At 72.0% G+C, this 19,040-nt stretch carries 17 protein-coding genes and 1 riboswitch; of the genes, 10 read left to right on the top strand and 7 right to left on the bottom strand.

From position 1 onward, the window contains the following. Positions 1-55: 55 nt before the first annotated feature. From ACYVK7_RS24925 to ACYVK7_RS24915, 3 genes are all read right to left on the bottom strand, one after another. Positions 56-367 carry a hypothetical protein gene (locus ACYVK7_RS24925; protein WP_460890425.1) on the bottom strand — a complete coding sequence of 104 codons (312 nt, stop codon included), beginning with the start codon at positions 365-367 and terminating at the stop codon, positions 56-58. A gap of 232 nt (positions 368-599) precedes the next feature. After that, positions 600-1,142 carry a Clp protease N-terminal domain-containing protein gene (locus tag ACYVK7_RS24920; protein ID WP_460890424.1) on the bottom strand — a complete coding sequence of 181 codons (543 nt, stop codon included), beginning with the start codon at positions 1,140-1,142 and terminating at the stop codon, positions 600-602. Further along, positions 1,142-1,351 carry a helix-turn-helix domain-containing protein gene (locus ACYVK7_RS24915; protein WP_460890423.1) on the bottom strand — a complete coding sequence of 70 codons (210 nt, stop codon included), beginning with the start codon at positions 1,349-1,351 and terminating at the stop codon, positions 1,142-1,144. The genes ACYVK7_RS24920 and ACYVK7_RS24915 overlap by 1 nt, the downstream gene beginning before the upstream one ends. Before the next feature lie 293 nt (positions 1,352-1,644). Between ACYVK7_RS24915 and sucC the strand changes: the two genes are divergently transcribed. The 7 genes from sucC (at position 1,645) to ACYVK7_RS24880 (ending at position 10,863) form a co-directional block, all read left to right on the top strand. After that, the gene (gene sucC, locus ACYVK7_RS24910; RefSeq protein WP_460890422.1) at positions 1,645-2,811 is read left to right on the top strand and encodes an ADP-forming succinate--CoA ligase subunit beta; all 1,167 of its coding nucleotides are present in this window, start codon (positions 1,645-1,647) and stop codon (positions 2,809-2,811) included. 38 nt (positions 2,812-2,849) lie between these two features. Beyond that, positions 2,850-3,746 (top strand): succinate--CoA ligase subunit alpha, encoded by an 897-nt coding sequence (sucD, locus tag ACYVK7_RS24905; protein WP_460890421.1) that lies wholly within the window; start codon positions 2,850-2,852, stop codon positions 3,744-3,746. A 224-nt stretch (positions 3,747-3,970) separates the two neighbouring features. Further along, on the top strand, positions 3,971-5,455 hold the full coding sequence (locus ACYVK7_RS24900; RefSeq protein ID WP_460890420.1) for a cell division protein PerM: 1,485 nt from the start codon (positions 3,971-3,973) through the stop codon (positions 5,453-5,455). After that, positions 5,403-6,692, top strand: coding sequence for a hypothetical protein (locus ACYVK7_RS24895; protein ID WP_460890419.1), 1,290 nt, complete (start codon positions 5,403-5,405; stop codon positions 6,690-6,692). The genes ACYVK7_RS24900 and ACYVK7_RS24895 overlap by 53 nt, the downstream gene beginning before the upstream one ends. Positions 6,693-6,766: 74 nt before the next feature. Beyond that, positions 6,767-7,411 (top strand): phosphoribosylglycinamide formyltransferase, encoded by a 645-nt coding sequence (gene purN / locus ACYVK7_RS24890; protein WP_460890418.1) that lies wholly within the window; start codon positions 6,767-6,769, stop codon positions 7,409-7,411. Positions 7,412-7,725: 314 nt separating this feature from the next. Beyond that, positions 7,726-9,075, top strand: coding sequence for an MFS transporter (locus ACYVK7_RS24885; RefSeq protein WP_460890417.1), 1,350 nt, complete (start codon positions 7,726-7,728; stop codon positions 9,073-9,075). Between the two features lie 204 nt (positions 9,076-9,279). Continuing rightward, positions 9,280-10,863 carry a BCCT family transporter gene (locus tag ACYVK7_RS24880; RefSeq protein ID WP_460890416.1) on the top strand — a complete coding sequence of 528 codons (1,584 nt, stop codon included), beginning with the start codon at positions 9,280-9,282 and terminating at the stop codon, positions 10,861-10,863. A 98-nt stretch (positions 10,864-10,961) separates the two neighbouring features. Here the strand turns inward: ACYVK7_RS24880 and ACYVK7_RS24875 are convergent, their stop codons facing one another. Then, the gene (locus ACYVK7_RS24875; RefSeq protein ID WP_460890415.1) at positions 10,962-11,549 is read right to left on the bottom strand and encodes a TetR family transcriptional regulator; all 588 of its coding nucleotides are present in this window, start codon (positions 11,547-11,549) and stop codon (positions 10,962-10,964) included. 92 nt (positions 11,550-11,641) lie between these two features. Between ACYVK7_RS24875 and ACYVK7_RS24870 the strand changes: the two genes are divergently transcribed. Together ACYVK7_RS24870 and purH are read left to right on the top strand one after the other, a co-directional pair. Beyond that, positions 11,642-12,700: an NAD(P)-dependent alcohol dehydrogenase gene (locus ACYVK7_RS24870; RefSeq protein ID WP_460890414.1), complete on the top strand. Its 1,059-nt coding sequence runs from the start codon at positions 11,642-11,644 to the stop codon at positions 12,698-12,700. 73 nt (positions 12,701-12,773) lie between these two features. Further along, a riboswitch (ZMP/ZTP riboswitch) is annotated at positions 12,774-12,860 on the top strand. Between the two features lie 33 nt (positions 12,861-12,893). Next, positions 12,894-14,546 (top strand): bifunctional phosphoribosylaminoimidazolecarboxamide formyltransferase/IMP cyclohydrolase, encoded by a 1,653-nt coding sequence (purH, locus tag ACYVK7_RS24865; protein WP_460890413.1) that lies wholly within the window; start codon positions 12,894-12,896, stop codon positions 14,544-14,546. 6 nt (positions 14,547-14,552) lie between these two features. On the opposite strand, the gene ACYVK7_RS24860 is transcribed toward purH, so the two are convergent. Beyond that, a complete protein-coding gene (locus ACYVK7_RS24860) occupies positions 14,553-15,947 on the bottom strand; it encodes an NAD(P)/FAD-dependent oxidoreductase (RefSeq protein WP_460890412.1) in 1,395 nt (464 codons plus the stop codon). Between the two features lie 109 nt (positions 15,948-16,056). Between ACYVK7_RS24860 and ACYVK7_RS24855 the strand changes: the two genes are divergently transcribed. Continuing rightward, the gene (locus tag ACYVK7_RS24855) at positions 16,057-16,503 is read left to right on the top strand and encodes a DUF3017 domain-containing protein (protein ID WP_460890411.1); all 447 of its coding nucleotides are present in this window, start codon (positions 16,057-16,059) and stop codon (positions 16,501-16,503) included. 9 nt (positions 16,504-16,512) lie between these two features. Here ACYVK7_RS24855 and ACYVK7_RS24850 read toward each other — a convergent pair whose 3' ends face one another. Beyond that, the gene (locus ACYVK7_RS24850; RefSeq protein ID WP_460890410.1) at positions 16,513-17,745 is read right to left on the bottom strand and encodes a septum formation family protein; all 1,233 of its coding nucleotides are present in this window, start codon (positions 17,743-17,745) and stop codon (positions 16,513-16,515) included. A 205-nt stretch (positions 17,746-17,950) separates the two neighbouring features. Continuing rightward, on the bottom strand, positions 17,951-18,940 hold the full coding sequence (locus tag ACYVK7_RS24845; RefSeq protein ID WP_460890409.1) for an MIP/aquaporin family protein: 990 nt from the start codon (positions 18,938-18,940) through the stop codon (positions 17,951-17,953). Positions 18,941-19,040: the final 100 nt, after the last annotated feature.

The following is a 19,040-nucleotide window of genomic DNA, read 5'->3' as shown; positions in this document are numbered from 1 at the left end:
TCCGCAGGCTGTTACGCGGCGACTGCTCCGTGCGCGCCCGACCGGGCCGTCGCGGTTACGAGCCGGTCGCGCTGTACGTGACGACCGCCCTCGTCGCGTCGTTGACTGTGCCGCACTCTTCCGGGAGGTGTGGATTGTTTTCCCCTGGCAGCATGCCCTTTCCGCCGACGCCGCTCCACGTGCCACCCGGCTCGACGCTCGTGCCGTCGGGGAACGTCAGTCCCTCCTCGGATACTGACGTGCCCTCGGGCCAGAGGACGGGATAGAAGGTGCCATCCATCGAAACGCCCGCACAGCCGGCGTCGTTGGTGACGAGCTCACCACCAACCTCTCCCTCGATGTCCTCGTCGCTGTACGTCGCGATCATCGCAACGAGTCCGTCGGCGCGCTGTACCTCAGGATGTTGCCAGTCAGTGCACGCTGCCAGTAGTGCGATGAGCGCGATTGCGGCAAGTGAGGCGTGTTTCCGTGCTCGTGGCATGGGAATCCCCAGAGGGTTCTGCCGCGGGATGTCCCGGACGTGTCCGAGCGTAGCGCCGAGGACCCGCGCCTATCGAGGATGAACTCGTCGCAGTCGAGATCGGTCCATTGCACAGCCATCACGCCGCCTCGCTGGCACCCTCCGCGAGGCGGCGGATGCGGTCCAGGTCCGCTCCGGCGCCCGTCAGGACGCTCCGGGCCGGCGACTCGGCGCGCGTGAGGCCCAGCAGCAGGTGCCCGCCGTGGATCTCCCTGGAGCCCAGGCGGATCGCCTCGCGCAGCGCGAGCTCCAGCGACTTCTTGGCGTCCGCGGTGAACGGGAGGTGCTTGCGGCGCCCGCGCAGCACGCGGCCCGCGCGCGAGAGCGCGCCCTCGCCGAACGTGGCCTCGGTGCGGCGCGTGACCTCGTCGAGGTCGATGCCCACGGCGGCCAGCGCCTCGGGGTCGAGTGCGTCGCCGGCCTCGATCCGCTCGCGGGTGCGGGCCACGAGCTCGGTGACGTCGAGGCCGCCGTCGGACAGGGCGGACCGGGCCGGCCCCGCGCGCTCGGCGAGGGCGACGAGCAGGTGGCGGCTGTCGATCTGGTCGCTGTGCGCGGCACGGGCGACCAGCTGGGCGTCGACGACGGCGGAACGGGCGTCCTTCGTGAACCTCTCGAACATCAGATCCTCCTGTTGTGCTTCTTGTGGACCGCCTGCCGGGAGACGCCGAGCGCGGCGGCGATCTCCTGCCAGGACCAGCCGAGCCGCCGCGCGCGCTCCACCTGGAGCGACTCGAGGCGGTCGGCCAGCTCGCGCAGGGCCCGGACGGCGCGCAGCCCGTCGGCGGGGTCATCCCCGGCGGCGGATGCGACGAGTGCTTGCTGGCTCATGTGTCAACCTTGGTTGACGCCTCGCGATCTGTCAACCCAAGTTGACGCATCGGGGGTGTATCGGGGGTGCGGGGCGCGCAGGACGCCGGGCTGACCTGTGCGTGCGGCGCCGCATTGCCGAGACATGCGCCACACGCGCCGACGAACCGCGGAATACCGCCGCTTCGTTCGGAAGCACGGGCGATCCAGGGCTACGCTGTACCGGGATGTCTTGACGTCGAGACATCGCTTCAGCCGGGCTCCGGGCGCCTACGACGTCCGAGGGCCGCATCCCGATGGAAGGACGCAGCAGGGTGGACCTGTTCGAATACCAGGCGCGCGACATCTTCGAGAAGCACGGCGTGCCCGTGCTGGGTGGGGTTGTCGCGACGACCCCCGAAGAGGCTCGCGAAGGCGCCGAGAAGCTGGGCGGCGGAACTGTCGTCGTGAAGGCCCAGGTCAAGACCGGTGGTCGTGGCAAGGCGGGCGGCGTCAAGCTGGCCCACTCGCCCGAGGAGACCGCCGAGAAGGCCGGCGAGATCCTCGGCATGGACATCAAGGGCCACACCGTGCACCGCGTGATGGTGGCGCAGGGTGCCAAGATCGCCGAGGAGTTCTACTTCTCCGTGCTCCTGGACCGGTCGAACCGCAACTACCTCGCGATGTGCTCCGTCGAGGGCGGTATGGAGATCGAGCAGCTGGCCGTCGAGCGCCCCGAGGCGCTGGCCCGCATCGCCGTCGACCCGGCTGTCGGCATCGACGAGGCCAAGGCTGCCGAGATCGTCGACGCCGCCGGCTTCGCCGAGGACATCAAGGGCAAGGTCGCCGAGGTCATCCAGGGCCTGTGGACCGTGTTCAAGGCGGAGGACGCCACGCTGGTCGAGGTGAACCCGCTGGTCAAGACCGAGGACGGCGAGATCGTCGCCCTGGACGGAAAGGTGACTCTCGACGAGAACGCCGGCTTCCGCCACACGGACCACGCGGAGCTCGAGGACTCGGCCGCCGCCGACCCGCTCGAGGCCAAGGCCAAGGAGAACGACCTCAACTACGTCAAGCTCGACGGCGAGGTCGGCATCATCGGCAACGGCGCGGGCCTGGTCATGTCCACGCTCGACGTGGTCGCGTACGCCGGAGAGAAGCACGGCGGCGTGAAGCCCGCCAACTTCCTCGACATCGGCGGCGGCGCCAACGCGAAGGTCATGGCGAACGGGCTGGACGTCATTCTTGGTGACGAGCAGGTCAAGGCAGTGTTCGTGAACGTCTTCGGTGGCATCACCGCCTGCGACGAGGTGGCCAACGGCATCGTGGGCGCGCTCGACCTGCTGGGCGACACGGCGACCAAGCCGCTGGTCGTCCGCCTCGACGGCAACAACGTCGAGCTGGGCCGCCAGATCCTGACCGAGCGCAACCACCCGCTCGTCACCCTTGCCGACACCATGGACGGCGGCGCCGACAAGGCCGCCCAGCTGGCCAACGCCTGATCGCCCGCGAAGACTTCGAAAGCAGAGATTAGAAGACAATGTCGATCTACCTGAACCAGGACTCGAAGATCATCGTCCAGGGCATCACGGGCGGCATGGGTGCCAAGCACACCGCCCTCATGCTCGACTCCGGTGCGACGATCGTCGGCGGCGTGAACGCCCGCAAGGCCGGCACCACGGTGCAGCACAAGGACCACGGGGGCAACGACGTCGAGCTGCCCGTCTTCGGCACCGTCAAGGAGGCCATGGCCGAGACCGGCGCTGACGTCTCCGTCGTCTTCGTGCCGCCGGCCTTCACCAAGGACGCGGCCATCGAGGCCATCGACGCAGGCATCGGCCTGCTCGTGGTCATCACCGAGGGCGTGCCGGTGCAGGACACGGCCGAGGTGTGGTCGTACCTGCAGGGCAAGGAGACCCGGATGATCGGGCCGAACTGCCCCGGCATCATCACCCCCGGCGAGTCGCTGGCCGGCATCACCCCGCACACCATCACGGGCAAGGGCCCGATCGGTCTCGTGTCGAAGTCGGGCACGCTGACCTACCAGATGATGTACGAGCTGAAGGACTTCGGCTTCTCGACCGCCATCGGCATCGGCGGCGACCCGATCGTCGGCACCACGCACATCGACGCGCTCGAGGCCTTCGAGAACGACCCGGAGACCAAGGCGATCGTCATGATCGGCGAGATCGGTGGCGACGCCGAGGAGCGTGCGGCGGCCTACATCAAGGAGCACGTCACCAAGCCGGTCGTCGGCTACGTCGCGGGCTTCACCGCCCCCGAGGGCAAGACGATGGGCCACGCCGGTGCGATCGTGTCCGGCTCGTCCGGCACCGCCGCGGCGAAGAAGGAGGCTCTCGAGGCCGTCGGCGTGAAGGTCGGCAAGACGCCGTCCGAGACCGCCGACCTCATGCGGGAGATCCTGCAGTCCCTCTGACGGGCTGCCGCCGCCCCTTGCCGAGCGCGGGACCTGCGCCTCTCCAGGACTCCTGGAGGGTGCGGTTCCCGCGCCCCGGTGAGGGGTTTTCTGCGTAAACGGGCGTTATTACACCAGGAGCAGGCCAGAACTCCATGCCTCTCTGTGATTTCTCCCGAACTTCACCCGGGCCACGCCGAGGCGGTTCCGTCGTGTGACAGCACAGTGCGGGTGAAGATTGCCTCGTGAGCGCACCACCCCGCACGACCGCGGCCACCCGCACCCCCGGCGCCCGGACGAGTCGCCCGGCCAGCCGGCCGACCGCCCGCCGCAGCCGGCTGGTCGAGGAGCCGACGCCGGCGGAACGGGTGGCGCCCCGCCTGTCCCACGTCGTCGCCGGCGTCCTCGCTGCGGGTCAGGCCCTGGTGCTGTCGCTCGCCGTGGTGGTCCTTCCCGCGGTGGTCGCGTACCTGGTCGGCACCGCCACGATGGCCACGCCGGCGGACGCGCCGGACGACGCCGCCCAGGTGAGCTCGGCGATCGACGTCGCGATGGGGATCTGGCTGCTCGGCCACGGCGTCCCGCTGACCGCTGACGACGTGACCGTCTCCCTCGCGCCGCTCGGCGTCGCCATCCTGGCGTTGTTCGCCACGTATGCCTGCGCCAAGCGGTTCGCCACCACCACGGTGCTCGCCGGCGTGTCCGGCGCCGTGACGTACGCGCTGTGCACGACGGCGGTGGCCGCCATCGCCGGTAGTGCCCCCGGCTGGTCGCTCCCGACGGCGTCCGCCGCCGGCCTGGCGATGGGCGGGCTCGGCATGCTGCTCGGCATCCTGGCGCGCCCGGACGCCCCGACCGCCACCGAGATCGGCGAGCGGGCAGAGGTCCTGACCCGCAGGTTCACCGGGATCGAGCTGGTGCCCGCGACGCTCCGGCTCGGGCTGCGGGGCGGGGCCGTGGCCGTCGCACTGCTGATCGGTGGGGCGGCGCTGCTGGTGGCGGGGTGGGCGCTGGCGGGGCGCGCCACCTCGTCCGACATCATCACCGCCCTCGAACCGGGCTGGACCGGCGGCATCGTGTTCGCGGTGGCCCAGCTCGCGCTGCTGCCGAACCTGGTGCTGTGGGCTGCCGCCTGGCTCGCGGGCCCTGGCTTCGCCGTCGGCGTGGGGACCAGCTTCACGCCGTTCGTGACGATCTCCGGCCCGCTGCCCGCGATCCCGCTCCTCGGAGCGCTGCCGGGGGACGACTGGGCCAACCCGATCAGTGCCTGGACCCCCGTGCTCGTCGTGGCCTGCGGCGTGGTGGCGGGTGTGTTCGCGTGGCGCCGGCTCGAGCCCGAGCTGGTGCGCTGGGCCGACGTGGGCTGGGTGCTCGGCGGAATCGTCGTCACGCCGGGCGTCGTCATGCTGCTGGGGCAGTGGTTCGCCGCGGGAGCCGGGGGGCCGGGTCGCCTGTCCGACGTCGGCGCGAACCCTCTGGTGACCGCCGGGCTGGTGGCGGCTGAGGTCGGCGGGGGAGCGGCCGCAGTGCTGCTCGGCGCCAAGGTCGACGCGGTCGGCCTGCTGGGGCGCGTGCGCGACCTGGGCGACGACGCCGGGAGGGGTCCCGAGACGTCCGTGGTCGAGTTGCTGCATGGTGAAGGATCAGGCGACGACGCCCCCGAACGGTCCGACGGACGTGGCGAACCCGACCACCCTGCCGCCGGGACGGGCGACCCCGCGCCCACGTGAGCGGGCGATCCGCTGGTGGGGGCGGTTGCTGACCCAGCGGTGGAAGGTGTTGGTGGCGGTGGCCGCCGCCGTCGTGCTGGTCGCCACCGGCGGCGTCGTCCTCACGGCGCGGGCCGAGGCGTCCCGGCTGGTGGATCAGGCCGACGCCCGGCACGTCGGCGGCGACTGCGAGGGCGCCGTCGACGCGCTCGACGAGCTGGGGCCGCTGCACCGTCTCGTGGCCGGAGACGTGGTCGACCCGTCCGTGCGGGGCCGTCGCGCGTGCGAGGTGCTCCTCGACGCGGCCGGCCCTGACGGGAACTACGAGCCGGCCGGTCTCGACGCCTACCTCGCACACCCTGGCGCGCGATGGGCGCACGCGGGCGTCGTCCGTGCGGAGCTGCTGTTCACGTCGTCGGCCGGCGGGAACGGTAGCTGGGACGCTCCGGGCCGCGACCCGGAGCGAGCCGTCGAGCAGCTCGCCGAGACGCTCGAGGCGCACCCCGAGGAATCGGAGTCCGTGCGCGAGGCGATGTCGGCCTACGTCGGGAGGTTCAAGAAGGAGTGGTACACCGAGCCGACCGTGTATCCCGGAGCGGCCGGGTACATCGAGCCGATCGACGAGGACTCGCTGGCGTCGGATGCCTGTGCGGCCCGGGAGGAGTACCTCTGGCTGCACGACGGCGGGTGGACCGAGCCGGAGCTCGCCGAGCCGATCGCGTCGACCGACGACCGGGGCGACGACCTGCTCGCGGGCTGTGCCCAGGTGCAGCAGGCCGCCGGGAAGCAGGGCAGTGCGCGCCGCCTGTACGACGAGTACCTCAAGACCTACGCCGACGCACCCGCCGCCGCGGCGGTGCGCACGGTGCGCGACGAGCTGGTGGCGACCATCCGGCACGAGCGGATGCGTGACCGGGCCGTCGCGAAGGCGGACCACCCGGTGGACGGATCGAACCTCGACGTGTGCGGGGACGCGCGATGCCAGGTGCGCGTGACCTCGGGGACCTTGGTCCCGATCGGCGGACCCGGTGGGCCGTACGAGCTCCTGGTCTGGGTGCACGACAGGTCCGTCACCGCCGAGCTGGGCGGGTACATCCGGTCGTTCTCCACCAACGGCGGAAGCATCGTGTCGGGCGACGGCTACGCGACCTGGGGTGGCGACAAGGGGAACGAGCTGGTCCTCAACGACAAGGTCGGGATCGGCGTCGACGGCATCCTGGGCGACCGGGCGACCCTGAGCGTGTGGCACGCCGACTGACGGCTCGCCCCGGCCCGCGCCCCGCGCCGCTCGGAGTGCTGAGGGCCGGCCCGTGTCCACGTAGGCTGGGACTCGTGCAGACGCCCTCCGGTCACCCCGTCGAGTCCCGTTCCGCCAAGCGCCTGGTGGTGCTCGCCTCGGGCGGCGGGTCCAACCTCGCCGCCCTCCTCGCCGCGCACGACGACGCGGCCTACGGCGCGCGCGTGGTCGGTGTCGTGACGGACCGTCCCGACGCGGGCGCGCTCGACCTCGCGCGCGACGCAGGGGTGGCCTCCGCCGTCGTCGCCATGAAGGACTTCGACGACAGGGCGGGCTGGAACGACGGCGTTCTCGAAGCGGTGTCCGTGTTCCAGCCCGACTACCTGGTGCTGGCGGGGTTCATGCGCATCCTCGCCCCGAGCGTCGTGCGGAAGTTCGAGGGCCGCATGATGAACACCCACCCGGCCCTCCTGCCGAGCTTCCCCGGAGCACACCCGGTCCGGGACACCCTCGCCCACGGCGTGAAGGTCACCGGCTGCACCGTCCACCTGGTCGACGACGGCGTGGACACCGGCCCGATCATCGCCCAGACGACGGTGCCGGTGCTCGACGGCGACGACGAGCCGACCCTGACCGAACGGATCAAGGTCGCCGAGCGTGCGCTGCTGGTCGAGACCGTTGGCCGCATCGCCCGCGAGGGGCTGTACGTGGCGGGCCGCAAGGCGTCGATCGGGCGCTGACGCCGGGGCCGTCCTGGGGCGGCCTGAAACGGCCCCAGACGGTCGACGGCAGACTTGGTCGCTTCGCCCACCGACGAGTGCAGACTTCGTCGCTGTCGCAGGGCCCGCAACCGCGACGAACTCTGCAGTGGCGCCAGCTGGCCGCCATCAAGTCTGCAGTCGGCCAGGAGAGGTCTCGGGCTCCGGGCACACCGGACCGGGGTCGGGCACGCCGCTCAGAGGGGACCGGCACACCGGGCCGGGATCGGGCAGAGCGTCGGCGCACGGGTGGACATTTCACCCGCATACGGCGCTCGGCCGCTACGTTGTGCCGCGTGACCGCAGAGATTCGGACGGCTGAGACCACACCCCCGCCGGACACCCCGCCGGACACTCCGCGGGAACGGACACCGGCGTCCGATCCCCCCGAACGGACGCCGGCGTCCGTTCCGGGGGCGACGGAGGTGCCCCTGCGGCGCAACCGTGCCTACCTGCTGCTGACGACCGGACGGTTCGCTCAGGCGATCGGTGCGGGGGTGGGCACGTTCGCGGTGCCGTTGCTGGCGTTCGAGGTCACGGGTTCGGTGGCGCAGGCGGGCCTGATCAGCGGGATCGGACAGGTCGGTGCCCTGGTGGCCACGCTGCCGGCCGGCGTCGTCGCGGACCGGGTGGACCGCCGTCGGCTCCTGGTGCTCGCCGCCGCGACCGGCACCGCGCTCTGGGCGACGGTCCTGGTGGCCGGGCTCGCCGGCAGCCTGAGTGCCTGGCACCTGGCGGCGGTTCTCTTCGGGTCCTCGATGGTGAGCGCGTTCGTGAACCCCGCGTCCGGCGGGGCGCTGCGTGCCGTGGTGCCCGCCGCGCAGATGGCTAGCGCCATGGCCGTGAACCAGGGTCGGATGGCCGCGGTGGGCCTCTTCGCAGGGCCGGTCGGCGGGCTGCTCTACGGCATGGCCCACGTGCTGCCGTTCGCGGCGTCCGTGGTGGGGCACGCGATCGAGGCCGTCGCCGTCTCGTTCGTGCGCGAGCCGCTCAACCGTGAGCGGACCGAGCGGACCCATCCTCTGGCGGACCTGCGCGAGGGGCTGCGGTTCGTGGGAGCCGTGCCGCTGTTCCGGGCGGTGCTCGTGCTGATCACGCTGCTGAACCTGACCTCGATCGCCGTGATCGTGGCGATCAACCTCGAGCTCGTACGCACGGGGACCGACCCGCGGCTCATCGGGCTGGTCGACGCGTGCGCGGGTCTCAGCATGCTGGCGGGCGCAGTCCTCGCAGGTCCGATCGTCCGGCGCACCCGGGTCGGCAGGTTCGGGCTCCTGACCATCGGTCTGCTCGTCGCCGCCCTGGTGGTCATGGCGCTCGCGCCGACGTACTGGGTGTTCGTCTCCATGCTGGCGGTCGGCGTGTTCCTCTACCCGGCGCTGAACGCCGGTTTCACCGGGTACCTCACGGTCATCGTCCCTGACCGCATGATGGGGCGCGCCATGTCGCTGCTCGGGCTGACCGGGCTGATCGCCGCGCCGGCCGCACCCGTCGTGGGCAGCGCGCTCCTGGAGGGCCGGGGGATCACCGGCACCCTGTGGCTGATGGCGGCCGCGCTGGCGTGCGTGGTCGTGGCCCTGTGCTTCGTCCGGCCGCTGATGCGGATCGGGCGGCCCGACACGTGGCCGGACGACACGCTGGAGTAGCGGGGCCCGCGGCTCAAGGAGCAGGTGACCGGGAGGCTCGATACGGTGGAAGGGCTCACCCGGCTGGACTCTGACAAGTGGTCATGACCCGATTGCCTCAGAATCGTCCACAGCGAAAGGCCGCACATGTCTGACCGCACGACAGGCACGACGGGAGCCCCTGCCGGCACGGCCGGCAGACGCGGGCTGATTCGCGGACCCCGAGTGTTCTACCCCGCGGCCGGACTGCTGGTCGCCTTCGTGGTGATCACCGCCATCATCCCGGAACAGATGGGCGAGCTGATCGCCGCGGCGAACGAGACCGTCGTCCAGGACCTGGGGTGGTACTACATCGGCCTGGTCGCCGGCTGCGTCTTCTTCGCCATCTGGCTCGCGGTCTCGCCCATGGGAAGCATCGTGCTCGGCAAGGACCCCAACGACGAGCCCGAGTTCAAGCTCGGCTCCTGGTTCGCGATGCTGTTCGCGGCCGGGATGGGGATCGGCCTGGTCTTCTGGGGAGTGGCGGAGCCCCTCAACCACTTCAGCGTCACACCACCAGGGGCCAGCGCAGGTACCCCGGCGGCCGCCGCCCGGTCCGCCATGGACGTCACGTTCCTGCACTGGGGCCTGCACGCCTGGGCCGTCTACGTGGTGGTCGGCCTCGCCATCGCCTACTCCGTGCACCGCCTCGGCAACCCGGTCTCGATCCGCTGGGCGCTCAAGCCGCTGCTCGGCGACCGGATCAAGGGCTTCTGGGGCGACGTCATCGACGTGATCGCCGTACTGGGCACGCTGTTCGGCGTCGCGACCTCGCTCGGCCTCGGGGTCACCCAGATCGGTGCGGGCCTTGGCTATCTCGAGGTGATCGACGAGCCCAGCACCTGGCTGCTCGTCGTGCTCATCATCGTCATCACGGCGCTCGCGGTGACGTCGGTGGTCACGGGCGTCGACAGGGGCATCAAATGGCTCTCGAACATCAACATGGGCGTCGCCGCGGCGATCCTGGTGTTCGTGCTCATCGCGGGCCCCACGGTGTTCATCCTGAGCGACTTCGTGACACAGATCGGCTCGTACCTGCAGAACTTCTTCATCCTCACGTTCAACGCCCGGCCGTTCCAGGAGGACGGCGCGGCGTGGCTCGGCACCTGGACGACGTTCTACTGGGGCTGGTGGATGAGCTGGGCGCCGTTCGTCGGTGTCTTCATCGCGCGCATCTCCAAGGGGCGCACGATCCGCGAGTTCGTGACGGGGGTGCTCCTCGTGCCCACCCTGGTGACGTTCCTCTGGTTCTCGGTGCTCGGCGGCTCGGCGCTGTACCAGGAGATCTTCGGCGGCGGCGGAATGATCGCGGAGGACGGCACGGTCAGCACCGACACCGCACTGTTCCAGCTGTTCGACACCCTGCCCGGATCCACGATCCTGAGCGTGCTCGGGATCGTCCTGATCGTGATCTTCTTCGTCACGAGCTCCGACTCGGCGTCGTTCGTGGTGGACATGCTCGCCTCGGGCGGTGACCCGAACCCGCCCAAGTGGAGCCGTGCGTTCTGGGCCTCTGTCGAGGGAGCGGTCGCGGCGGTGCTGCTCGTCGTGGGCGCCCTGGCGGCCGCTGCCGACCCGGAGGCGGGAATCGACCCGCTGAGCGCGTTGCAGACCATGGCGATCCTGTTGGCGCTCCCGTTCAGCGTCGTCCTGGTGCTGCTGGCGGTGTCCACCGCCAAGGCACTCCTGCGGGAGCAGAAGGTGCGGCAGAGAAAGCAGCGGGAGTGGTTCGCGGAGCGGGTCGCGGAACATATCGAGAACCGCTCCTAGCCGGGCTCCTCGCTCGTGTGGCGCTCGGGTGAGGGCTCCCCGTCCGATGCGGCCTCGCCCGCCGGGCCACGGGGCCGCGGACGACGTCATCGACCGGCCTACGGTGTGACGGCGCGGCGGACCGCCTCGCGCAGGAAGTCCCGTCGCCGCCGGTGCTCCGCCGGGTCCTCGTCGGAGTGCGCCGCGTACACGTTGCTCACCGGCGACCAGGCCATGGACATGCCGATCACCAGGGCCATCACGTCGAACGGTTCGCCGGGTACGACCTTCCCGGCCGCCTGGGCCGCGGCGATCGCGGCCAGCTTCTCCTGGTCCTGCCGGTCCTCCTCGGCGACGAGGTGCCCCCGTGGGCTCCGTTCCAGCCGTGACCACGTCGCCAGCCTGACGATGTCGGGGTGCGCCAGGTACTCGTCGTAGAGGCGCACGGCCCAGTCCGGCAGGTCGTTCGCGTCGATCGTGGCCAGGTCGATGATCTGCCGGAACGACGCGGCCAGGACTGCGTCGAAGAGCTCGTCCTTGGTACCGAAGTAGCCGTAGAGCTGCGCCTTGTTGGTCCGGGCTGCGCTCGTGATGCGCTCGATCCGCGCGCCCGCGAAGCCGTGCTGGGCGAACTCGGCCGTCGCGGCGTCCAGGATCCGGTCCCATGTCGCCGCACCGCGGGCGGTGGGGGGCTTCCTGTCTGGCACGTGGCGACCATACCGTCCGCTCGCTTGTCGGCGCGGTAGGAGTGGCGTAAGGTCAAACAGACCGAACAGTCTGTTTATTTGAAGGAGCGCTCATGCGCAGCACCACCGGGTACGGGGCACAGGGGGCCGCGGAACAGCTCACACTCCGGACCATCGAGCGCAGGGAGCTGCGGCCGGACGACCTCGCCGTGCGGGTCACCTACTGCGGCGTCTGCCACTCCGACCTGTCCGCCCTGCGGGCGTCGCAGGGCCGGGGCGCCGACGGCCTGCTGGTACCCGGCCACGAGTTCGTCGGTGAGGTGGTGGCCGTCGGGGCCGACGTCACGCGGTTCCGCGTCGGCGACCAGGTGGCCGTCGGCAACATCGTCGACTCCTGCGGCACCTGCGCCATGTGCCGGGCGGGCCAGGAGAACTTCTGCGCCGAGTTCCCGACGCTCACCTACGGCGGAACGGACCGGCACGACGGCACGCCGACGCTCGGCGGGTACTCCGGCGAGTACGTGGTCCGGGAGAGCTTCGCCTACCACCGCCCGGAGAACCTGGACCCGGCCGGCGTCGCGCCCCTGCTCTGCGCGGGCGTGACGGTCTGGGAACCACTGCGTCGATGGGGCGCCGGGCCAGGCCTGACGGTCGGGGTCGCGGGACTCGGGGGCCTCGGCCACCTCGCGGTGCGCCTCGCCGCGGCGCTGGGCGCACGGGTGGTGGTGCTCACCCGGTCAGCCGACAAGTCGGCCGACGCACGGGCCCTCGGCGCCGACGACGTCGTCGTCACCACCGACGAGCACGACCTCGCACGCGCGGTGAACAGCATCGACCTGCTGATCGACACGATCTCCGCGCCGCACGACGTGGGGCAGCTGCTGCGCCTCGTCGCGCTCGACGGCACCCTGTGCTCCCTCGGCTACCTGGGACCCGTCTCGCTGGAGACGATGGACCTGCTCGTGGGGCGAAAGAGCCTGTCGTCGGCGGGGAGCGGCGGCCGGCCGAGCACGCAGGAGCTCCTCGACTTCTGCGGCGAGCACGGCATCACGGCCGACATCGAGGTGCTGCCGTCCGCGCAGGTCTCCACGGCGCTCCGCCGGCTCGCCGCGAACGACGTGCGGTACCGGTTCGTCCTGGACCTCTCGGACCTGCCCGCCACCGCGGCGTAGACGATCACCGGCTCCCGCCCCGTGGGCCCGCCCGGCCGACGGGGCGCGGCGCGCCGTCCGGCGCGGCTAGACTGCCGGTGGCCGTGACTGGCGAGGGTGGGTCACCACCGGGGAGCGGCCGAGCGACCCGTGATGCGCGCCGCCCGCCTGGGTGCCAGGGTTTTCCGCGAAGCTACCTCCGAGGAGAACCGCCATGTCCGGCGTCCCGTCCGCACACCCCGCCAGCCCCGCTGGCCAGCTCACCGACGACTCGCAGCGCCCCGTACGGCGCGCCCTGCTGAGCGTCTACGACAAGACCGGCCTCGTCGAGCTCGCGACGGCGCTGCACGCCGCCGGCGTCGAGCTGGTCTCCACCGGGTCCACCGCGTCGAAGATCTCCGACGCCGGCATCCCCGTCACCCCCGTCGAGCAGCTCACCGGGTTCCCCGAGTGCCTCGAGGGCCGCGTGAAGACGCTCCACCCGCGCGTGCACGCCGGAATCCTCGCCGACACCCGCAAGCAGGACCACCTCGATCAGCTCGCCGGCCTGGAGATCGCGCCGTTCGAGCTCGTCGTCGTGAACCTCTACCCGTTCGCCGCGACCGTCGCGTCGGGCGCCGGGCCGGACGCCGTCGTCGAGCAGATCGACATCGGCGGCCCGTCCATGGTGCGCGCGGCCGCGAAGAACCACCCGTCGGTCGCCGTGGTCGTGGACCCGGACGCCTACTCCGCCGTGGTCGACGCCGTCCGCGCGGGCGGGTTCACCTACGCGCAGCGCAAGGCGCTCGCCGCCGAGGCGTTCGTGCACACCGCCACCTACGACGTCGCCGTGGCCTCGTGGATGAGCAGCGTCGTGTCGCCGACGGACGAGGTGACGGTGGACGGCGAGCCGCAGCGCTCGGGCTTCCCGGCCTGGGTGGGCGGCACGTGGGAGCGCGCGGACGTGCTCCGCTACGGCGAGAACCCGCACCAGCGCGCCGCCCTCTACACCCGCGGCGACGGGGTGACGGGTCTGGCCCAGGCCGAGCAGCTCCACGGCAAGGCCATGAGCTACAACAACTACGTCGACGCCGACGCCGCGTGGCGTGCCGCCTGGGACCACGAAGGCCCCGCGGTGGCGATCATCAAGCACGCGAACCCGTGCGGGATCGCCGTGGGCAGCGACATCGCCGCCGCGCACGCGAAGGCGCACGCCACCGACCCGGTCAGCGCGTACGGCGGCGTGATCGCCGCGAACGGTGTGATCACGGCGGCCGCGGCGCAGCAGATCGCACCCGTGTTCACCGAGGTGGTCGTGGCGCCCGGGTTCGAGCCGGAGGCGCTCGAGATCTTGCGGGCCAAGAAGAACATCCGCCTGCTCGTCGTGCCGGAGGCGCCGACCGCGGCCGTCGAGACCCGGCCCATCTCCGGCGGGCTGCTCATGCAGGCCACCGACCGTTTCCAGGCCGACGGCGACGCCCCGGAGAGCTGGACGCTCGCGACCGGCGAGGCGGCGTCGCCCGAGGTGCTCGCGGACCTCCAGTTCGCGTGGCGGTCGGTGCGCGCCGCGAAGTCGAACGCGATCCTCCTGGCCAAGGACGGTGCGGCGGTCGGGATCGGCATGGGTCAGGTGAACCGCGTGGACTCGTGCCGCCTCTCGGTCGAGCGGGCCAACAGCCTGGCCGACGGCGCCGAGCGCGCGCGGGGCTCCGTCGCGGCGTCGGACGCGTTCTTCCCGTTCGCGGACGGCCTGCAGGTGCTGCTCGACGCCGGCGTCACCGCCGTCGTGCAGCCGGGCGGGTCGATCCGGGACGAGGAGGTCGTCAAGGCCGCCGAGGCGGCCGGGGTCACGATGTACCTGACGGGCACGCGCCACTTCGCCCACTGAGCTGCGTCAGACGGCGGCGTCCTTGAGCTTGATCGTCGGGTCCAGGGCTCGGTCCAGGTCGACGGTGAGCGGCACGCCGCGGTTCATCAGCTTGCGGACCTGACCGACCTCCCGCGGGGAGTCGACCAGCAGCACCGCCCGGACGGTCACCACCCGGTGGCCGTCCGAGGTGCGGCGGGGATGCCGGTCCAGCGCGTTCTCCAGGTAGAGCGCTGCCCAGCCGCCCGCCGCGGCCGGGTCGCCCCGCAGCACCACCTCGTCGAACGGGGACGGCACACCGAACAGCGCGAGGTCGTGCCCCAGCTGCTGGGAGAAGACGTACGGAGCGTGCGCGGCGATCGGCGCGAGCCCGAGCCGGGACCGCACGTGCTCGGGTTCCGCCGCACGTTCGTCGAGGCCGAGCAGCGCCCGCACGGTGGCGTCGGGGTCGTGCAGGGCCGCCGACCAGTGGCCACCGGGCACCGGCCCGAACACCGGGTGCTCACGCGTCGCCATGTCGCCCACCACCCACACGCGCCGCAGGGCGTCGAGGTGGAGCCTGCCCGCCGGGTCGGTGGGGGAGTGCAGCCCCATGAACCGGCCCGCGCGGTTGACCCGCAGCCCGCCGTTGGCCTCGCGCGGCAAGGAGCCCGCGAGCCAGCCGGAAGCGGGCCGTGCGCCCACGGCGGCCAGCACCAGGTCCGCGTCCAGCACCCTGCCGTCCGCGAGCACCACGCGCGCGCCGTCCGTGCCGTCGCCGTCCGTGCCGGGCAGCACCGTGTCGACGGCGACGTCCGTGACCAGGGTCGCACCCGCGGCCTCGTACCAGGGGGCGAGCAGCGTGCCGACCCGGCGGCCGAGCTGGCGTTCCAACGGGACCGGACCCGCCTCGACGACCGTGACGCGTGCCCCGGCGCCCGCCGCGACGCCGGCCACCTCCGCGCCGATCCACCCGGCGCCCACGACGACGAGCCGCATGCCCGGTACGAGCGCCGCGCGCAGCCGTTCCGCGTCGGCGGCCGTGTGCAGCGTGACGGCGGCGTCCCAGCCCGCCGGCCGGACGGGCTCGCTGCCGGACGCGAGCACCACGGCGTCGGCCACGACGTCGTCGCCCGACGCCGTCCGCACCACCACGCGCTCCCGGTCCACCTCGAGGCGGACCGCCGGGTCGGCGAGCCGGAGGTCGTCGGCGAGGGCGGGCAGGTCGACGCCGAGGTCGTCGGCGAGCCAGACCGGCTCGGTGCGCTTGAGCAGCTCCTTGGACAGCGGCGGGCGGTCGTAGGGCGGCAGCCCCTCCGCGCCGAGCACGGTCACGCGCCCCTCGAAACCGTGCTTGCGCAATGCCGCGGCGGTCTGTGCTCCAGCCAGTCCCGCACCCACGACGACGACGCTGCTGAGGACCTGTGCTGAAGGCGTGGGCATGGACCTCACGGTAGCTCGCAGGCCGCCAACCTGGGAACGTGCTGTCATTCAGGTTGCAAGCAGGTCACGGCTCTCCAGAATCGCGACGTTTCGGTTGTACCCTCGTCCCGTGGATCTCAGTGAGACGCGGACTGCCCCCGGCGCACCGGGTGGCGCTACGACGCTCCTCGAGCCGGGCTCGGCCGGAACAGCTACGCTCGAACGCACCAGAGAGGCACGTCTGACCACTGCCGCCACGACGACCAGCCAGGAGCTCGACCGCAGTGAGCCATCCAGCGGCGAGGCCCTCGACATGATGCCGGAACTGCAGCGCAGCAACATCGCCATCTGGCTCGTCCTGGTCGGCGTCGCCCTCTCGGTCCTGCTCGGCATGACCGTCGGCGCACGGGCGGGTGCCATCGGGATCGGCGTGGTCCTCGTGGTCTGCGCCATCTTCCGCGCGGTGCTCGACAGCCCGGTGGGCCTGGTCATCCGCACGCGGACGGTGGACATCGTGCTGTACGGCGCCACCGCGGTAGTGATCGGCGTGCTCGCCGTGGCGACGCCCAGCATCTGACGTTCGTCGTCAGCGCTGGGCGCCCTTGAGGGAACCCGTCACCGGCTTCTCCGACTCGACGACGCACAGGATGCGCCGGTCGCCCTCCGCCCAGCTCTCCTCGGACGGTGCGATCGGCCAGTACTGCAGCTCCGACCTGGCCCATCGCATGCCGACGAACTTGGTGAACTCGGGGTAGCAGTACGCGTCCGCCGCGTCCCACAGCTCCTGCTGGGTGGGCGTGCCGCCCTTCCCCGCGAGACTGTCGGGCGCCGTCGTCTCCGCGTAGATCTCCCCGCCGTGCGCCGTGGTGCAGGCCACCACCGGGATCCGGTACAGCGTGGTCTGACCCGATGTCGCCGACGTGTCGAAGCAGTCGCCCACCGCCAGGTCGGGGATCTCGGCGCCGGCGGTGGCCGTCGCGTCCGCCGGTGAGGACGGCTCGTCCGACGTCTCCGTGTGGTCCCCGATCTCGGGCGTCGGCAGCGTGGCAGGACCGTCCGGCGTCTCCGCGTCCGCCTCGGGGGCGTACGGGTCGGCCGTCGCGTACGGGTCGTCGCTCGGTGTGGGGGACGACGTCGGCGCGGCGAGCTCGGTCCCGTCGCCGGGCTGCGCGATGCCGAGCGGGCCCGCCAGGGCGGGCGGGACGAAGGACTTGACCGTCGAGACGAATCCGGTCGGCAGCGACGACGCGTACGTGGGCGCGGCCGCGATGCCGATCGCCAGCCCCACGATGCCGACCGCACCGAGCACGACGGCGCCCAGGGCGAAGTCGAGGGCGTACACGGAGGACTTCTTCGCACGGCGGGTGTTGCCCGTGCCGTTGGCCTCGGCGGTGCGCATCGACAGCACGAGCGCGGGGATCGCGAGCGGCCAGAAGAGCAGGAACGCGGCGACCACCCAGCCCACGCGCGTCGGAGCGGGGCCGGCGGGCTGGTCGGCGGGCTGGTCGGCGGCGGGTGCCCCCGTCACGGCGTGGGGCGTCGATGCGACGCCTTCGTCCGTGGTGTCGGGGTCCGTCTCCGGGGCGCGATCCGCCTCGGGGACCGCGTCGGCGTCCGGCTCGTCGTCCGCCTCGTCGTCCGCCTCGGCATCCGGACCGGAGCCCTCGGGCGCTTCGTCGTCGCCCGACGTGCCGGTGCCGTCCTGGTCGCCCGCGTGGTCCTTGTCGGCGAGCTTCTCCGGCGCTCCGCCTGACTCCGCTTCTGGCCTGTCCTTGTCCGGTTCTCTCGCGTCGCCGGGCTTGCGCAGGGTGTCGGCCATGATGCCGAAGCGTAGCGGCGGGACGTCTCCGGGCGAAAGGCGCCTCGTCCCGCCGGGCCCCGCGGCGAGCGCTCTGCTCCGCTCCGGTCCGGTCCGGTCCGGAGGAGCGTGTGGGGCGACGGAGACAGCCTCGGACCCACGACGACGGGGCCGCACCTCCCGTACGGAAGGTGCGGCCCCGACGTCGTGCGGAAGCTGCCGGCGGTCAGGCCTTGTCGTCGGTCTTCTTCGCGGGGACGGGCTCCGGCTCAGGAGTCGTGTCCGAGTCCTTGTCCGAGTCCTTGTCCGTGTCGGCCGTCTCGGTCGCGGAGGCGGACGTCGCGGCGACGGGCGCCTTCTCGTCGTCCTCGTCCTCGTCCTCGTCGTCCTCGTCGAGGTCGAGGTCCTCGTACTCCTCGGTCTCGCCCGCGCCGAACGCACGGTAGAACAGGGCGGCGAGGGCGGCACCGACGAGCGGGGCGAGCCAGAACAGCCAGAGCTGGCGGCCCGAGCCGTCGCTGCCCCAGTCGTTGGCGAAGACCGCCGCGGCGGTCGAGCGGGCAGGGTTCATGCCCGCGTTCGTGACGAACCACGAGACCAGGGTCAGCGCGGCGATGGCGCTACCGACGGCGACCGGGGCGTAGGCGAGCTTGCGGCGCGGGTCGTTGACGCCCAGGTACACGCCGACGAGCACAGCGGAGATGATGACCTCGACCAGCAGGGCGGGCAGCCAGTCGAACTGCGCGCCACCCTGCGTCTGCAGGTAGAGCGGCGAGTGCGTGGCGAAGCCGTTCACGGCGGAGTCGAAGGTGTCGGCAGCGCTCTGCTTGCCGAGCAGCTCGACGAGCGCCTTGGGGAGCGTCGCGAAGAGGACGGCACCGGCGAGGAGGGCGCCGACGAGCTGCGCGCCCCAGTAGCTGAACATGCTGCTGGCCGAGGTGCGCCCACCGAGCCAGGCACCCAGCGAGATCGCCGGGTTGAAGTGCGCGCCGGAGACGCGGCCGACTGCGGCGGCGCCCGCGATGTAGGCGAAGGCGCCACCGAGTGCGATGCCGAGCCCGCCGACGGTGTTCAGCGGGCTGTAGACGAGCACACCCACGATCACGAGCGTCAGCAGGAACGTGCCGAAGGTCTCGGCGAGCAGGCGGGAGAGCAGGCTCGAAGACCGCTCTTCGACCTCGGAGACGCCGCGGGTCGCGGCGAGGTCCTGGGACATGAAGTCAGATCCTTTCAGTGGCGCACCCAGCGGTGCGCGTCATGGCGTCGTGCGTGCGATGTCGCGCACATCCTGCCATTACCTGGCTGAGCAAAACCTG

The sequence above is a fragment of the Promicromonospora xylanilytica genome, from assembly GCF_054782895.1.
This window is presented reverse-complemented; position numbering and strand designations above follow the sequence as displayed.